13 protein-coding genes, 1 tRNA gene and 1 pseudogene are annotated in these 14316 nt (G+C 58.5%); 9 read left to right on the top strand and 6 right to left on the bottom strand.

Translation table 11 applies throughout. From position 1 onward, the window contains the following. The 9 genes and pseudogenes from HB376_RS10190 to HB376_RS10150 all read left to right on the top strand — a co-directional run. Positions 1–479 (top strand): annotated as a pseudogene (locus HB376_RS10190) (lytic transglycosylase domain-containing protein); the annotation flags it as partial. 1 nt (position 480) lies between these two features. Continuing rightward, a complete protein-coding gene (locus HB376_RS10185; RefSeq protein WP_213763518.1) occupies positions 481–3102 on the top strand; it encodes a hypothetical protein in 2622 nt (873 codons plus the stop codon). After that, positions 3102–3488: a hypothetical protein gene (locus HB376_RS10180; protein ID WP_213763517.1), complete on the top strand. Its 387-nt coding sequence runs from the start codon at positions 3102–3104 to the stop codon at positions 3486–3488. Before HB376_RS10185 ends, HB376_RS10180 begins: the two co-directional genes overlap by 1 nt. Beyond that, entirely contained in the window at positions 3475–5121 is a 1647-nt protein-coding gene (terL, locus tag HB376_RS10175) for a phage terminase large subunit (protein ID WP_213763516.1), read from the top strand. The genes HB376_RS10180 and terL overlap by 14 nt, the downstream gene beginning before the upstream one ends. A 59-nt stretch (positions 5122–5180) precedes the next feature. Then, complete coding sequence (locus tag HB376_RS10170) at positions 5181–7322, top strand: tail fiber domain-containing protein (protein ID WP_213763515.1); 2142 nt, start codon at positions 5181–5183, stop codon at positions 7320–7322. Next, positions 7322–7651, top strand: coding sequence for a hypothetical protein (locus tag HB376_RS10165; protein WP_213763514.1), 330 nt, complete (start codon positions 7322–7324; stop codon positions 7649–7651). Before HB376_RS10170 ends, HB376_RS10165 begins: the two co-directional genes overlap by 1 nt. Further along, positions 7648–7884 carry a hypothetical protein gene (locus HB376_RS10160; RefSeq protein ID WP_213763513.1) on the top strand — a complete coding sequence of 79 codons (237 nt, stop codon included), beginning with the start codon at positions 7648–7650 and terminating at the stop codon, positions 7882–7884. The genes HB376_RS10165 and HB376_RS10160 overlap by 4 nt, the downstream gene beginning before the upstream one ends. Beyond that, complete coding sequence (locus HB376_RS10155) at positions 7868–8368, top strand: lysozyme (RefSeq protein ID WP_213763512.1); 501 nt, start codon at positions 7868–7870, stop codon at positions 8366–8368. Before HB376_RS10160 ends, HB376_RS10155 begins: the two co-directional genes overlap by 17 nt. Continuing rightward, entirely contained in the window at positions 8365–8901 is a 537-nt protein-coding gene (locus HB376_RS10150; RefSeq protein WP_213763511.1) for a lysis system i-spanin subunit Rz, read from the top strand. The genes HB376_RS10155 and HB376_RS10150 overlap by 4 nt, the downstream gene beginning before the upstream one ends. 190 nt (positions 8902–9091) lie before the next feature. On the opposite strand, the gene HB376_RS10145 is transcribed toward HB376_RS10150, so the two are convergent. From HB376_RS10145 to HB376_RS10120, 6 genes are all read right to left on the bottom strand, one after another. Beyond that, positions 9092–9454 carry a hypothetical protein gene (locus HB376_RS10145; protein ID WP_213763510.1) on the bottom strand — a complete coding sequence of 121 codons (363 nt, stop codon included), beginning with the start codon at positions 9452–9454 and terminating at the stop codon, positions 9092–9094. Between the two features lie 397 nt (positions 9455–9851). Continuing rightward, positions 9852–10163 (bottom strand): hypothetical protein, encoded by a 312-nt coding sequence (locus HB376_RS10140; protein WP_213763509.1) that lies wholly within the window; start codon positions 10161–10163, stop codon positions 9852–9854. 246 nt (positions 10164–10409) lie between these two features. After that, a complete protein-coding gene (locus HB376_RS10135; protein WP_213763508.1) occupies positions 10410–10742 on the bottom strand; it encodes a helix-turn-helix domain-containing protein in 333 nt (110 codons plus the stop codon). A gap of 245 nt (positions 10743–10987) precedes the next feature. Next, positions 10988–12217: an integrase arm-type DNA-binding domain-containing protein gene (locus HB376_RS10130; RefSeq protein ID WP_213763507.1), complete on the bottom strand. Its 1230-nt coding sequence runs from the start codon at positions 12215–12217 to the stop codon at positions 10988–10990. Positions 12218–12385: 168 nt separating this feature from the next. After that, positions 12386–12460 (bottom strand) — tRNA-Arg (locus HB376_RS10125). A gap of 452 nt (positions 12461–12912) precedes the next feature. Continuing rightward, positions 12913–14112 carry a GGDEF domain-containing protein gene (locus HB376_RS10120; protein WP_213763506.1) on the bottom strand — a complete coding sequence of 400 codons (1200 nt, stop codon included), beginning with the start codon at positions 14110–14112 and terminating at the stop codon, positions 12913–12915. Between the last annotated feature and the right edge of the window lie 204 nt (positions 14113–14316).

Genomic DNA, 14316 nt, shown 5'->3' with positions numbered 1-14316 from the left:
CAGCGCGCCAGATGGATGCGGGCGAACCGGTCGATGTCACGAGCGTGATGCCGCCTGAGTTCGCGCGTGGTGATGTGCTCGGCGACTATGCCCGGCAGATTGGTGCGACGCGCGTCGCGGATCAGGCCGAAAGTGTTCCAGCCAGAGCACCGTCTGATGCGGTTTCGCGCCCGGTTGGAACAGATCAACCCGTCGATGTTCCATACCGTGCACCATCTGAACCTGAAGCCGTTGCTGCCGCACCTACTCAGGCTGCGGGCGCGAAACCGGAAACCGCACCGTCACCGGTCGAACAGAACGTCCGCCAAGCCGCTATCGAGAAGCCCGACATAGTTGCACACCTCGACGCCAACGCAGGCCCGCAGGAAGGCAAGATAAGCGACCTGCTGAAGACCATCGACGACGAGCACCAAGCCACATTGCAGGACGCCAGCCTGTTGCAGGTCGCGGCTAACTGTTTCATTTCTGCAGGGGATTGAGATGCGAGATAAGTGCGTCAATGCAGTACAGCAAGCCGCCGGCCGCCAGCTCACGAAAGCCGAGATTGACGGTATCGAGAACCGCGTGCGCGCCGGTATGCGCTCGGTTGCCGCGCAGGACATCGACGCCTGGCGCGGCATGTCGACGGCAGACCGCACCGCCAAGGGCGCGGAGTTCGCCAAGCAGCAGCTTGAGCAGGAAGCCGAACTTGCCAAGCAGCGCAAGCTTCTGCAGATCAGCAAGCAGATCGAAACCACGGACCGGATTCAGGAGCGCTTGTTTTCCGATCCCGAAAAAGCTCACGCTAAAAAAGCTCGAGAAAAGGCGGTCAAGGGAGACATCGAGGAAACGTACGCGCAGATCGGCGGCATCAAAGCGGATTACATGCGCGGCACGATGGGCGCGATCGACGCCATGAAGCACGGGCAGAATTTCGTTGCTCGCGCTTTCGACGTCGACAATCCTGCGATGGAACGCGACATCATTCGCGAAATCTACCGTGGTGCCGATGGGTCAACCGGGAACGAAGTCGCCAAGGGTGCGGCGGAACAGATCAGCAAGACCACGAACGCCATGCGCGAGCGCTTCAATTCGGCGGGTGGCAACGTCGGCCAGCTCGACTATGGCTACGTGCCGATCCGTCATTCTCAGTCGAAGGTGCTCGGCAACGGCTCGGACGCGCAGCGCTCGGCGTGGGCCGACAAGGTGATGCCGCTGCTCGATCGCAAGCAGTATCTTGACGACTCGGGCAACCCCATGACGGATGCCGCGCTGCGCAAGGTGCTCACTGGAGACGATCGCGAGACGTGGGAGAAAGCGAACATCGCAGCCAAGGGCGTCGGCGTGGCGCCGCGCGAGACTGGCGTATGGGACACCATCGCGTACGGCGGCGTCAGCAAGATCGTGCCGGGCGAGACAACCGGCGGCGCTGCACGGGCGAATCAGGGTTCCGCGCACCGGGTGCTGCACTTCGCTGATGCTGACGCGCACATGGCCTATAACAATGAATTCGGTGAAGGCTCGCTGCTCGACGCGCTGAATCAGCATATCAGCGGCATGGCGAAGAACATCAGCCTTGTCGAGCGCTACGGCCCGAATCCGACGCGCAACATGCAGACGCAAATCCAACTCACCGCCGTGCACGACAACACGCAGTTGCGCACGCTCGAAGGCGGTATGACATCTGTTGGCGCCTACTGGAACTATGTCTCAGGCGCGACGAATACGCCGGTCAATCCAGCGATGGCTAATCGGTTTCAGTATGCTCGAACAGCAGTTAGCGCCATCAAGCTTCAGAGCACGCTACTCGCAGCGCTGGGCGACGTCGGTACGCTGTTCGTGACAGCCGGATATAACAAGGTTCCGTTCTTCAAGACGCTCGGCACGGCGGCCCGCCTCGCGCTTCCCGGCAGCAAGGACTTCCGCTCGTACCTGTCGTCGCAAGGGCTGATCGCCGAGCAGCTTGAGCACGGACTGAACCGGTGGGGAACGGACAACCTATCGACCACCTGGGCGAGCAACCTGTCCGCCGCCACCATGAAGCTCGGCGGCGTTACTGGATGGACTGATGCGCTGCGCACCGGCTTTCAGACGCAGATGATGAAAGGCTTGGGCGAGATCGCAAGCAAGCCGTGGGGCGATCTGACCGAATGGGATCGCCGCTCGCTTGGCCGTTCGGGTATCACCCCGGAAGACTGGGGTGTCATCAATACCGCGAAGCTCGGCGAGTACGGCGGCAATCACTTCCTCACTCCCGACGCTATCTACGGCACCGGCCACGAGCAGGCCGCCAACATCGTGCCGAAGATCCTTGGCATGATCCGCGAGGAAGGCGAGTATGCCGTGCTGAACCCTGACCTCGCCGCGAAGGTGATCACGTCGGCCACGCCGGGCACGTGGAGCGGCGAACTGCAGAAGACGTTCATGCAGTTCAAGGCGTTCCCGATCGCCATGATGACGCGGCATTGGGGGCGCTTGGCAGACATGTATCGAACGCAGGATTACAAAGCTGAAGGCGCCCCATTGTTGGCAAGCCCGATGGCCTATGGCGCCGCGCTCGTGTTGAGTACAACCCTCATGGGCGCGGTTTCAAATCAAGTAAAGGATCTACTCGCCGGAAAGGACCCTGAGGCAATGTGGGGTGATCCTAAGCAATCGGGGATGTTTTGGGTAAGGGCTTTATTGAAGGGCGGGGGCGCAGGCTTTGCAGGTGACATGCTTAATTCGGCGCTTACGAGCCGAGACTATGGCTCCGCAATTGGCTCAGTAGTCGGCGGTCCGCTCGGATCTATGATATTCGACCCAGTGCACATCGCCTATCAAAACAGCACGGATGCGGCAGAAGGAAAGGACACTCACATTGGTGCCGACGCAACAAAATTCGTCACTGGAAATCTTCCTCTCGTGAATTTATGGTTTTGGCGCACCGTCTGGAATCGACTTTTGTTCGACAATCTCGCAGAGAGCTTGTCACCGGGCGTCACACAGCGGAATATCAACCGCTCGAAGAAAACCTATGGCAACGACTTTTATTGGGCTCCTGGCACTTCGTCAATAGTTGATCCAAGCACGTGGCAACCGCAGCGCGCGCCTAACTTATCGAACGCCTTCGGGGGGCAGTAATGCGGGACGATCAATATTTGCGCCTACAGGCGTTGTCGGAAAAATTAACAGACGTGTTCCTCGATGAAGCCGATTCGGACAAGTGGCCGGGCGCGGGTGCGGCACTGCAATCGATGGACAAGGCCACGCGGGGTGATCGTTATTGGTCAAAGAAGAACGCGGCCGCGACCGTGATGCTGATCGGGCGTGTTGAGAACCTTGTGGGCTCGATCCAGGGCGACAGTAACAAAGGCCACGGCGCGGCCGCAGTAAGCGACGCGGACAGCGAACTCGATCAGGAGATCGCCAGCGCCGAGAAGGAAGCCGCAAAGCTGCTGGATAAGGTAGGCGCCGGCGCACGCAAGGCGGCGTTCGACAAACGGGCAATCGGCAATGGCAAAACCTGACGTCGGGTTCGTCGCCTTCTTTCTGATGTGGGCGCGGGTGATGGGGTGGAAAGTCCCGCTCCTCCACATCCGCATCTGCCATTGGTTAGAAACATGCGATGACCCGGTTCGCGTGCTTCAGGTCTTCCGGGGCGCGTCCAAGTCCACTACCTACGCCGTCTACAAGGCGTGGAAGCTTTATCGTAACCGCAGCAATCGCGCGCTCATCTGGGCGGCGGATGATCCGCTCGCAACCAAACTCACCCGCGACACATTGAACGTCATGCGCCGGCATCCGCTATGTGCTGGCATGTTGCCGCGCAAACCGGGCGCGCAGTCCTTCTGGGTCAATGGTGCGACCGACGCGCGCAACCCGAGCATGCAGGCCGTGGGCGTCAATTCGAACGTCACGGGTGCACGCGCGGATGACATCGACTATGACGATATCGAAGTCCCAAAGAACATTAAGACGCCGGAGGCGCGCGCGAACCTCCGAATGAAGACCGAAGAATCAACCTTTATTGCGGTACCGGGCGCGCAGGAAACCTACATCGGCACGCCGCACACGCACGACTCAATCTATCCAGAACTGATCGCGGCCGGCGCTGCATCGCTGAAGATCCCGCTGTTCGAGAATGCGGTCCGCTACGAGGACACGACGCAGGCGACCCGGTACCGCTTCGACTTCGCGATCGGCGACGATGGCTTGTATGTGATGACGGGCGTCTACAAGCACGCGCGGCTGCTAGTCGAGGGCCGTGATTACCGTGTCGATGGTCGCTTCGTCGTCTTCGATGCGCCGCCGGGCGTCGTGCTTGATATCTACGCAAACTGCGCATGGCCAGAGCGCTTCACCCGTGACGACATCGAGAAGCGCCGGAAGAAAACGCGCACGCTGAACTATTGGGATTCGCAATACCAGCTCGAAGCCAAGCCGATCAACGAATGCCGCCTCGATCCCGCGAAGATGAAGCCGTATGCCACCCATCCGACTGTCGAGCGAGCGAACGGCGAGATGCGCATGATGCTCGGCGGTGCTCGGATCATCGGTGCGCGCTGCTATTGGGATTGCTCACTCGGCAAGGTCGGCGGTGATGACTCGGCGTTGTCCCTGATCCTTGACGATTCTGCGGGCAATTACTATTGGCATGTGGCCCAGGCCATGATTGGTGAATATGCCGTGTTCTCCGATGACGAGAATTCCCAGATCGTGACAGGGCAAGTATTGCAAGCCTGCGACGTAATCGAGCGCTTCCAGATCCCACAGGTGTACGTCGAGACAAACGGCGTCGGCACCTTCGTTTCCAAGCTGCTTCGCAAGGCACTCAAGCAACGCCGCTTGCAGTGCGCTGTGCTGGAAATCAATGCCAAGGGAAATAAGAACGAGCGCATCCTCGCGGGCCTTGAACCGCCGTTGCGATCAGGCGTTATGTGGGCGCATGTCGATGTTCTCGACGGCCCGACGTGGGATCAAATGAAGGATTGGAATCCGGCGGTCGCTCAGCAGCCAGACGACTATATCGACAGCGCGGCCGGCGCAATCCTTCAGGCACCGGTTCGCATCGGCAAGATAGTCGGTAACCCCGGCTCCGATCTGCGAGAAGACTGGCGCCCCGGCACAGGCGTCTACGATGTCACTGTAGATATGGCGTAGGCAAGATTCCGACCTATGCCCTGACGAAGAATGCAGCAACCTTCGATCAGGACGCGACAATGACCGTACCCATTCAAGACCCGATCGTTTCCTACACCGGAAACGGTATCGCGACCGCCTTCACTATTCCCTTTCGCATCCTGCTCGCTGAAGACCTGATTGTGAATCTCAGCGGAGTGCTCACGAGCGCCTACACGCTGTCCGGGCTGGGCGACGATGAGTCCACCCTGACATTCACGACAGCACCGGCCAGCGGCGTCCCAATCCTTGCGTATCGACAAGTTGCCCTGGAGCGCCAGACCGATTACCAATTCAACGGCGACTTGCGTGCGGTAACGGTCAACGCTGATTTTGATCGGATCTGGATGGCGTTGCAGGACCAAGGCAGTGATATCGGCCGAGCCATCGTAGCGCCGACTGCCGATATAAACCCGCAGATGACTCTCCCGGGCGCTGTCGCGCGCGCCAACAAGGCGCTCGGCTTCGACAATAACGGCAATCCGTTCGTGATCGATTTGATTATCGGGTCTGTAGCTTCCCCTGTCGTCAACGACATCGATATGCTGCGGCTCGTCGACAAGAACGCCGCGCTCGATGCCTTCGTATTAGGCCTTAATGCCGCCTATGACGGGAACGGTGGCGGCAAGTACTTTCAAGATACGACCGACACGACCACCGACGAAAGTGTTCCCGTCATCATTGTCGCTGCCGATGGCGCGCGATGGAAGCTGATTGGAGCGCTCGCAACCGGGATGAATGTAACGGGTGGTCAGCAACTTTCTAACACTCCGTTCGGCAGTCCCCTGCAAACCGACTCAAGTTTTCTGTGCCTCGCATCGACCCAAAGCGCTAATCAACAGTTCATGGCGCAATTCGAGTTTGTCTCTAACCGGGGCACGAATCCACTCGGCGGGAATGTCACGCTGTACAGTGCTATTAAAGGCCAGGCGAACAGCGGCCCGGTATGGGCGTTCAACACGGTCACTGCACTCGATAGTGGCTTTCCGTTTGCGAGCACATCGGCTTTTGGATATGAGCTGGACATCAATAACCTTGCCGGCGCGTATGGTGACTTTGGGGTATCGAATTCAGTCGGCCTGATGTTCAACGGCTTGGGCTTTTTGAACACGGCCGCGATGTACGTCAACACCGGAACGGGCACGCCGATCTGGTATTACGGCATGCGCTTCGCCGCAGGGTCCGTCCAGCAATCAACGCTTCAGGATTTCTCGGACTCCGTGGTCAGCCTCGACATTCGCGGGGTTCACCAATACGGCCTTGACTTTGGGAACGCATCGCCCTTCACGGGCGGCGCACTTCGCATCGGTTATGACGTAACAAAGGGCACCGTAACACAGGGCATTGTGTGCTCGCAGGGTAACGATTCACCGTTCCCGGTGATCGGGTGCGATACCAACGGGCATGTGACGCTCGGCGGGTCAGCTATCGGCAACCACTTCGTAGCCGGTCACTTTCAGCCGATCACCGACAACACCTATTTCTGTGGAACCGGTAGCTTTCGGTGGGCGTCGCTCTGGTCAGCCAACGGCACTATCCAGACATCCGATCCGAAGCTCAAGACCGATATCGCACCGCTTCCTGCATCGCTGCCCATCGTCAAATCGCTCAATCCGTCGACGTGGAAATGGATAGACGGTGGCTCATCGGTGGAGATGGTCGACACCCAAGAGTCGTATCAGGTCACCGAACCGGTCACTGCGACGGAACTGTCCATCGAGATGCGCGACGGCGTGCCGGTGCAGGTAAGCAGCCAGATCACGCGCGATGTCCCGGTCTTCGACACGCTGCCGGTGGTGGACGAATCTGGCGCTCCAGTCATGCAGACGATCCCCGCTCGGCCGGAAAAGCGTGACAGCGTAACGGGTGAGGTGATTTCGCCGGCGCGCGCCGCGACGACGATGCCGCTGACGCACTCCGTTCCGCGTATGGCGACTCGCACCGTGCAGACAGCCAGCCTGGTGCCGCACGCCGGCACGCGCACGCATTGGGGCTTTCTCGCGCCCGATGTAAAGGCGGCATTCGAGACGACGGGGATGGACTTCGCCGGCTACGTCGTCGATGAGGAAGGCACGCAGCATTTGCGTCCGGACCAGCTTATTCCCGTGCTCTGGAAGGCCGTGCAGGAGCTGACAGCGCAGGTCGAAGCACTGCAAAACCCGCCGGCCGCAACGGGGGGGTGATGGAAGGCACCAGAGAAATTGTCGCGGCGCTGGATCAACTCAAAGAGGATCTGGACCAGCGCCACCTGGAAAATGTCGGCGCTCAAGCGGTGACCGATGCCAAGGTGGGGGAAGCAATCCGTGGCATCGATGAACTGCGCAAAGCGTTTCCTGACAACGATCCAGACGGACACCGCCGATACCACGAAGCGATCATCAAAAGCATCGAGGACAGGGGGGCTTTCTATCGGACTCTCCGCGATGAACTGGCTAAGAAAGGTTTATGGGCGCTGGTCATTGTTGTGGGCTTGGCGCTGTGGCAGTACTTCAAACTGAAGGTGACATCGTGAATCTCGTCTCCTACTGGCGAACCGCTCACAAGCGCAACAGCGTGCGTGCGCTCATTGTCGGCGTCGCCGTGCCGTTCGCGGGTGCAGTCTGGTCCTATCTGCCCGGGGCGTTCGTGAACCGCTTGCCGGTCGGTGTGATCTTCGGCGTGCCGTGCGTCATATCGGCGCTCGGGCTGCTCGGCGCTTACACGAAGCAACCCACGATCGAGGAAAACAATGTCGACGCCGAATAAGCCGCCTGTCGCAGGCAAAAGGACCATCCAGGCGACGGTGGGCGCGGCGTGCGCGGCGGCTCTCATTACGTGCGTGCCGAAGTTCGAGGGAACGGTGCTGCGCGGGTACAAAGACCCGATCGGCATCGTGACCGCGTGCACTGGTCACACGCAAAGCGCGGTACTCGGGCGACCGTACACCCAGGCGCAGTGCGCGCAGTTCCTGAACGACGATCTTGTGCAGCATGCCGACGGCGTTGCCGCGTGCGTCAAAGCGCCGATGGCCTATTACCAGCGGGCCGCGTTTATCAGCTTCGCGTTCAACGTTGGAGATGCGAAGTTCTGCGGGTCGAGTATGGCCCGACTGGCGAACGTAGGCGATATGCCAGCAGCCTGCGCGCAGCTATCCCGATGGGTTTATGCCGGAAAGCCGCCCGAGCCGCTCCAGGGCCTTGTAACGCGTCGCGCCTACGAACGCCAACTCTGCGAAGGAAAAATGCAATGAACGGATATTTCATCACCGGTATCGCCGCGGCCCTTCTGGGTGCTGCCATCGGCGCCGGCACAGTGCACAAGCTCGACGGCGTAGCGCTCGCGCAAGAGCGGGGCGCCCACGCCAAAGACAACGCCACACACGCAAATGAGATCGCCCAGATCAACGCCGATTCGGCGAAAGCGCTATCAGCCGCACTCGCCAAGCAGCAAGCCGCCGAAGGCCAGGTAGCATCCATCGAAACGCAGTTCAACACTGAGGTTGCCAATCATGCGAAAGATTCTCTCGATTACCGCGCTCAGCTCATTGCTGGCACTCAACGCGTGCGTGTCCGCGTCGCCTCCTGTGGTCCTGCAACCGCCGGCAGTGAAAGCGCCGCCACCACCGGCAGCGCTGATGCAGCCACCTCCGTCGGATACCTCGATGGTCAGACTGCAAGCAGCGTTTTCAAAGTAGCGGCCGACGATCAGGCCGAGATCGATAAGCTGAGCGCGTTGCAGGCGTATGTGAAGTCGTTGCAGGATCAGGGTTTCATTGGAAAGTAGGTGCGGTGTAGGATTGGTGCGAGAGCGAATGCGCAACTGATGCGCAGGTCTGGACCGTGAGACTCGGGAGGGCTTTCATGCCGAGGCATGCAGCCGGAGATCAGCGGCTACTACTCCCCATCCCTCTTACAGCCACTGCTAAAGGATCGCGAGAACCCGGGCGCCGTCCTCCAGCTTGAGCGCTGATAGTCTACTTTGCCTGGTGCCAAGTTTGCACATCGGCAATACCGCTGTGCTGTTGTACATAGAGCACCCCCACTTCATCAAGCGAATAGTGTTTGTTCTGGCCGGTGAAGACGAGTTGAACTTTATTGTCAAGCGTCACCGTGAAACCATCCGGCGTTTCAACGTATGCTCCTTTCTGCTTAAAAGACTGCCGAGCATGCGTAGTAAAAGTAGCATCTCCTTTCGATGAATCATTTGTGCTGGGAAGTAGTTGAACGTGCACGCTAAAGTTAGTGCCTGTTTCGCCTACGAGATCAATTTCGCGCGATGCGCCGAACGCTGAACTGAGGGCAAGCGTCGATGCGATGAGTACGATTAATTTTTGCATTGTGGTTGTCGGTTTGACTTAATTAACGAGGTCTATCAGCGAGTTACCAGCGAAGCAACCGTTTTGTTCCACCGGCTGCGTGACTTAACGTTGCAACGGCAATGATCAACAGCAGCGGTCCGCAGAACAAAAGAAATGATGCGAGCCACGACCACTGAAAGCCGTAATGTGCTCCGACGATGCCCAGTGGAACTGTGATGAGTGTGATCCGAAGGCCGAAGGTAAGAATGCCACCAATGATTGCGCACCCCCCAGCTTGGCCAGCCAAGCCAATACTCAATGCCCGCGATTATTGCAGCGGCCTGCAATAGGCTGTAGACGATCTGCAGCACGAAAAACAGTATGGCCATATTGATCCCCAATTTCTCGGACACTGCTGGCAGGTGGCTCGTGCGCCTTAGTTCGATCCTGCTTTCGTTCGGAGTACGCCGGGTTCTCCCGCCTGAACGAACATACCGTCCATTAGGTCTTGAACCACGCCGTCGGCATTCGGAAACTGATGCATCACTGAGTTTTTCCAATGCCCTGAAGCGATCAGGCCACCGCTCGGAGCCTTGTAAAAGCGAATATCCATCGATCGCATGTACATGACGATGTCCCAGAACCAGCTGTCGGTGTAGGAGACGTTCATGTCGGCCTTGTCGCATGCCGGTGCGATCGAAACGGATACGCCGTGGTTTTCGAGATTTCGTTGAACTGCGGCATCCATGTCTGCCGACCTGCCCCCATGCGCCGTGAAACAAGCTGTTGTCATCGGTGATAACTTCGCTTGAGGCCCGGGGACAATGCTCTGTGTGGTCGAACAACCGGACAGCACGGCCAAAGCTGCGCTCGCGACCAGCAGGGAAAGACCTCTCATGATTTTCCTTTTTATTCTTTTCGGTGGTTTACGTGTTATCGGCAGCGCATCGGATACCTTGAGCGAACGGTAGCGAAAGCCGCTTCGCGATCGGAATCATCGCGGCGATTTTCGCGATTTCCTCGGCTGGTTTAGGAGTCGGTCGAGTTCTTCTTGAATTTGACGCTGGGTCATCTCGGTAAAGTAGGGTGGAATAATTTCCTGCGTCTCGACAGTTTTCGCGGGCGCCTTCTTCACCGCTTTGTTCTCAAGCACGCGCGGATCTGCCGTTCCCAACGCCATCAGCCGTGATCGCCATACACGCCAGATCGAGCCGACTTGAAAGAAGCCGAGATCTTCCCGATGTGAGTAGACCGTGCTGTACGAGACGCGAAGTAGGGCGGCTGCTTCCTTCAGCGTGAGCGTACTGTCTTCCGAAGAATCGGTCATTTCAGCTGTCCGCATAGCCGATCATGTTCGTCTCTCGCGCGGGCTCGCGCTGAGTCGAGATACTCGGCGACGTCCCGGATATCTGTCACCCACTTGCCCGCACGTTTCTGCATAGGTATGGGGAACGCTCTGGTACCGATCTCATTTTAAGCAGTCTGTTTTCGCGTAGCCGATCGCCTCGCAGACCTCGCCAATGGAGAGAGTCAGCTTGCAATCGAACTGCCCCATCAAAAAGAAGATAGCGTTCATGCTGATCCCTCGTCTGGTCGACGCATCGCGGCGGCTGCGTCGAGATAGTCCGCCCAACGCTGCATCATCAGGCGCCGCTCTGGCAGATACTCCGCATGAACGTATGCCGCCGTGACCTGATTGCGTTCGGCGTGCGCAAGCTGGACATCGACGACTTCGCGGCTATACCCCAGTTCGCGCAGGACGGTCGCTGCTAACCCGCGGAATCCATGCCCCGTCATCCGAGATTTGTAACCCATGCGGTAGAGCGCGTAGAGCATCGTATTGTTTGAAATCGGTCCTCGGGTTCTGCCTTCGACGCTCTGGAACACGTAACGCTCGGCACCGTTGAAATCTCGGAGTTGCGCGACGATGGCCAGCGCCTGGCGGGACAGGGGAACGATATGCGGATCGCGCATCTTCATTCGCTCAGCCGGGATACGCCACTCGGCCGCGCGCTCGTCGACCTCGGGCCACTCCATGCGGATCATTTCGGTGGTGCGCGTGAAGGTGAGGGCCATAAACTGCAGGGCCAAACGGGTGACCATCTCGCCTTGATATCCTGCGATGTCGCGCATCAGCGACGGAATTTCAAGAATTTTGACCCGCGCCATATGCTGGACGCCCGGGCCTTTTTTCAGGATGGTTTCCGCATCGATGTCTGCCGCGGGGTTTCGCGAGCATCGGCCCGTCATGATCCCGTACTGAAACACCGCCCGCGAGCGTTGTAGGATCCGCTTCGCTGTCTCGCGAACGCCTCGTGCCTCGACCAAGCGGACGATCTCAAGCATCTGCGGTGCTTCAATATCAGCGATCGGTTTCGATCCAATCCGCGGAAACACGTCGACCTCCAAGGAACCGATCACTTTGCCAGCGTAAATCTCGCTCCATCCGTCTTTCTGATTGTCAAACCACTCGCGTGCGACTGCCTCGAAGGATGATGCCGCCGCCAAAACGCGCGTTCTTTTTATCGCGCGCTTTTGCTCGCTAGGGTCGAGCCCATCCGCGAGCAGCCGGCGTGCCGCTAGGCATTTTTCCCGGGCCTCAGCAAGCGAGACCTCGGGGTACACGCCGAACGATGCCAGCCGCTCCTTTTCGTCAAACCGATATTTCATTCGCCAATATCGAGCGCCGGTCGGCATCACTTGGAGGTACAGCCCTTTGCCGTCCGCGAGTCGATAGGGCGACTCGCTAGGCTTGGCCTTGCGGACTTGCATGTCGGTGAGAGGATCAGCGCGCTTCGGCATGGTGTTTTGGGGTATCGAAAATTACCGCGCGGGGCATATCCTCACTGATACCCCCAAACAATTGATCTACATTGATTCAATGTGAGGCAACCATGATAGCAAAAAGCCCCGCAGCACGAGGCTTGACGGGGCTTCTGATTCAATCTGACACAACGTGATGGGGGTATCTGGTCCCCCCGGCAGGAATCGAACCTGCATCTAGCGCTTAGGAGGCACTTGTTCTATCCATTGAACTACGGGGAGATGGATAATTCAGCGGGTGGACCCAAACCCTGTGCATATCGGCTTTGTCCCTTCCCAGCGTGCGTTTCCGGCCGATTCGCTTCTTCCTAAATGAAGCGCCGTGACGCACTGTGAAACCTGATTTCTTAACTTGGCTGCTACGCTTTTGCTACGGAACGGCGCTTTTGGCGACTTATACCAAGAGGTAGCAGTCCCAGACCGCTCGACCTTGCTGTTCAACGGTTTCGGGCAAAGAAAATGGCTTCAATCTTACCCGTCGGCGAACGCTGGTGAGCATAGATCCGGCGCAGCGGGCAGAGTATATCAAAGACATTTAAAACGAAAGGCGCCAGACACGGCGGCGCGAGCAGGACAGCGCAATCGACCGCAACCGTTATGCCGCCGATACCCACACCGCCGCAATAGCTGCGCTGATAACCAGGTATAGATTGACGTGCTTCCGTAAAAAACCGTCAGGTCGGTTTCGGTGCGTCCTTCGTGACTCCGACTGCTTCGTCGCCCGTAGAAACCGCCAACACGACGCGATTTCGTCCCATGGCCTTGGCCGAGTAGAGCGCTGCGTCGGCTCGTGCCATCAGGTTTGCCAGCATTTCACTAGCTTGATATTCATCCACGCCAGCACTGAACGTGCACGTCACTTCTCCGCAAGTCACGTTTAACGTGGACGCGGCCAGATGCAAGCGCAAACTGTTCACCAACGTGAGCGCGTCCGCCCTGGTTGTTTCAGGGAACAGAATTGCAAACTCTTCCCCGCCAAGCCGCCCAAAAATGTCTCCTCGCCGGATGCCCTGCGACACAATCGACGAAAAGTGAGCGAGCGCCCGGTCGCCGGCCGCGTGGCCGTGAGCGTCATTGACCGCTTTGAAGTTGTCGATGTCGAGGATCGCAATCGCGAAGCGGGATTTTGCGCGGTTGGTACGCTCCAGCTGCAACTCGGCCTGAGCCATAAACTCGCGTCGCACAAGAGCACCGGTCAGTTCATCGATAGCTGCCAACCGCTCCATCCTCTCCGCCATGCGGTCATACGCAAGCATGAGCGCGCCGATCGAGAGGCATGGCAGGGTGACGATGCCGACCGCGAGAAACGCAATGGTCATGGGCGTTGGCTCGAGGAACCGTGTGTGATGTTCCCAGCCGAGGCCAGCGGCAAGCCCGCGAACAATATGAACGAGGCCGCCGAGCGCGGCGATAATCGCGACGAACTGGTAGCTGTACCCAGGTCGATGCAGCGGCCTCCTGGTGTAGGTTATCCAACCCACCGACAGACGAACGTAGGCGAGAAAGGCCGACATCAAGGCAACCCGGGCCGCTTCGTTCGGCGAAAGACAGGTCCAGTAGATAACGCCAATCACCAGCATCGTGAACGCAGCGACCTCGTAAAGGCGCGAAGGTCGAAGGCCGAAGAATAGTCGGCAACCTTGTAGGACAAGGAATGCGGCGCTAGCGAATAACAAACTCGCGACCACAATGGTCAGCGGTGTCGGTGAACTGTCATCTAAAGCTAATGCGACAAGTGCGACCACCATCAGGACGTTTGCACTGATCCAGCGAAACAATCCGGGTATCCCGGACCGCACCAGCGAGCCAAATACGACCACGCTGATCGCGCCGGACATAATTCCGACAACGTAAAGTGCGACGGGACTGAACATAGGTTTTCAGTGGGAAGTGTGACTGAAAAGTGACTGAAACGATTCGTGCGAGCCGAATAGGCTGAGCGCCTGACGCTCTCGTTTCCACGTTGCACGAAGCTGCTGAACAACAACGCCCGCGGCTCAGATAATACGCTCTGGCACCCAATATTCGTAAAAATGCGCGGGGATGCCGCATTCTCGCGCACTGGCATAGTGACAAGT

Origin of the sequence: Caballeronia sp. dw_19 (assembly GCF_018449515.1) — a bacterium.
Classification (GTDB): domain Bacteria; phylum Pseudomonadota; class Gammaproteobacteria; order Burkholderiales; family Burkholderiaceae; genus Caballeronia.
This window is presented reverse-complemented; position numbering and strand designations above follow the sequence as displayed.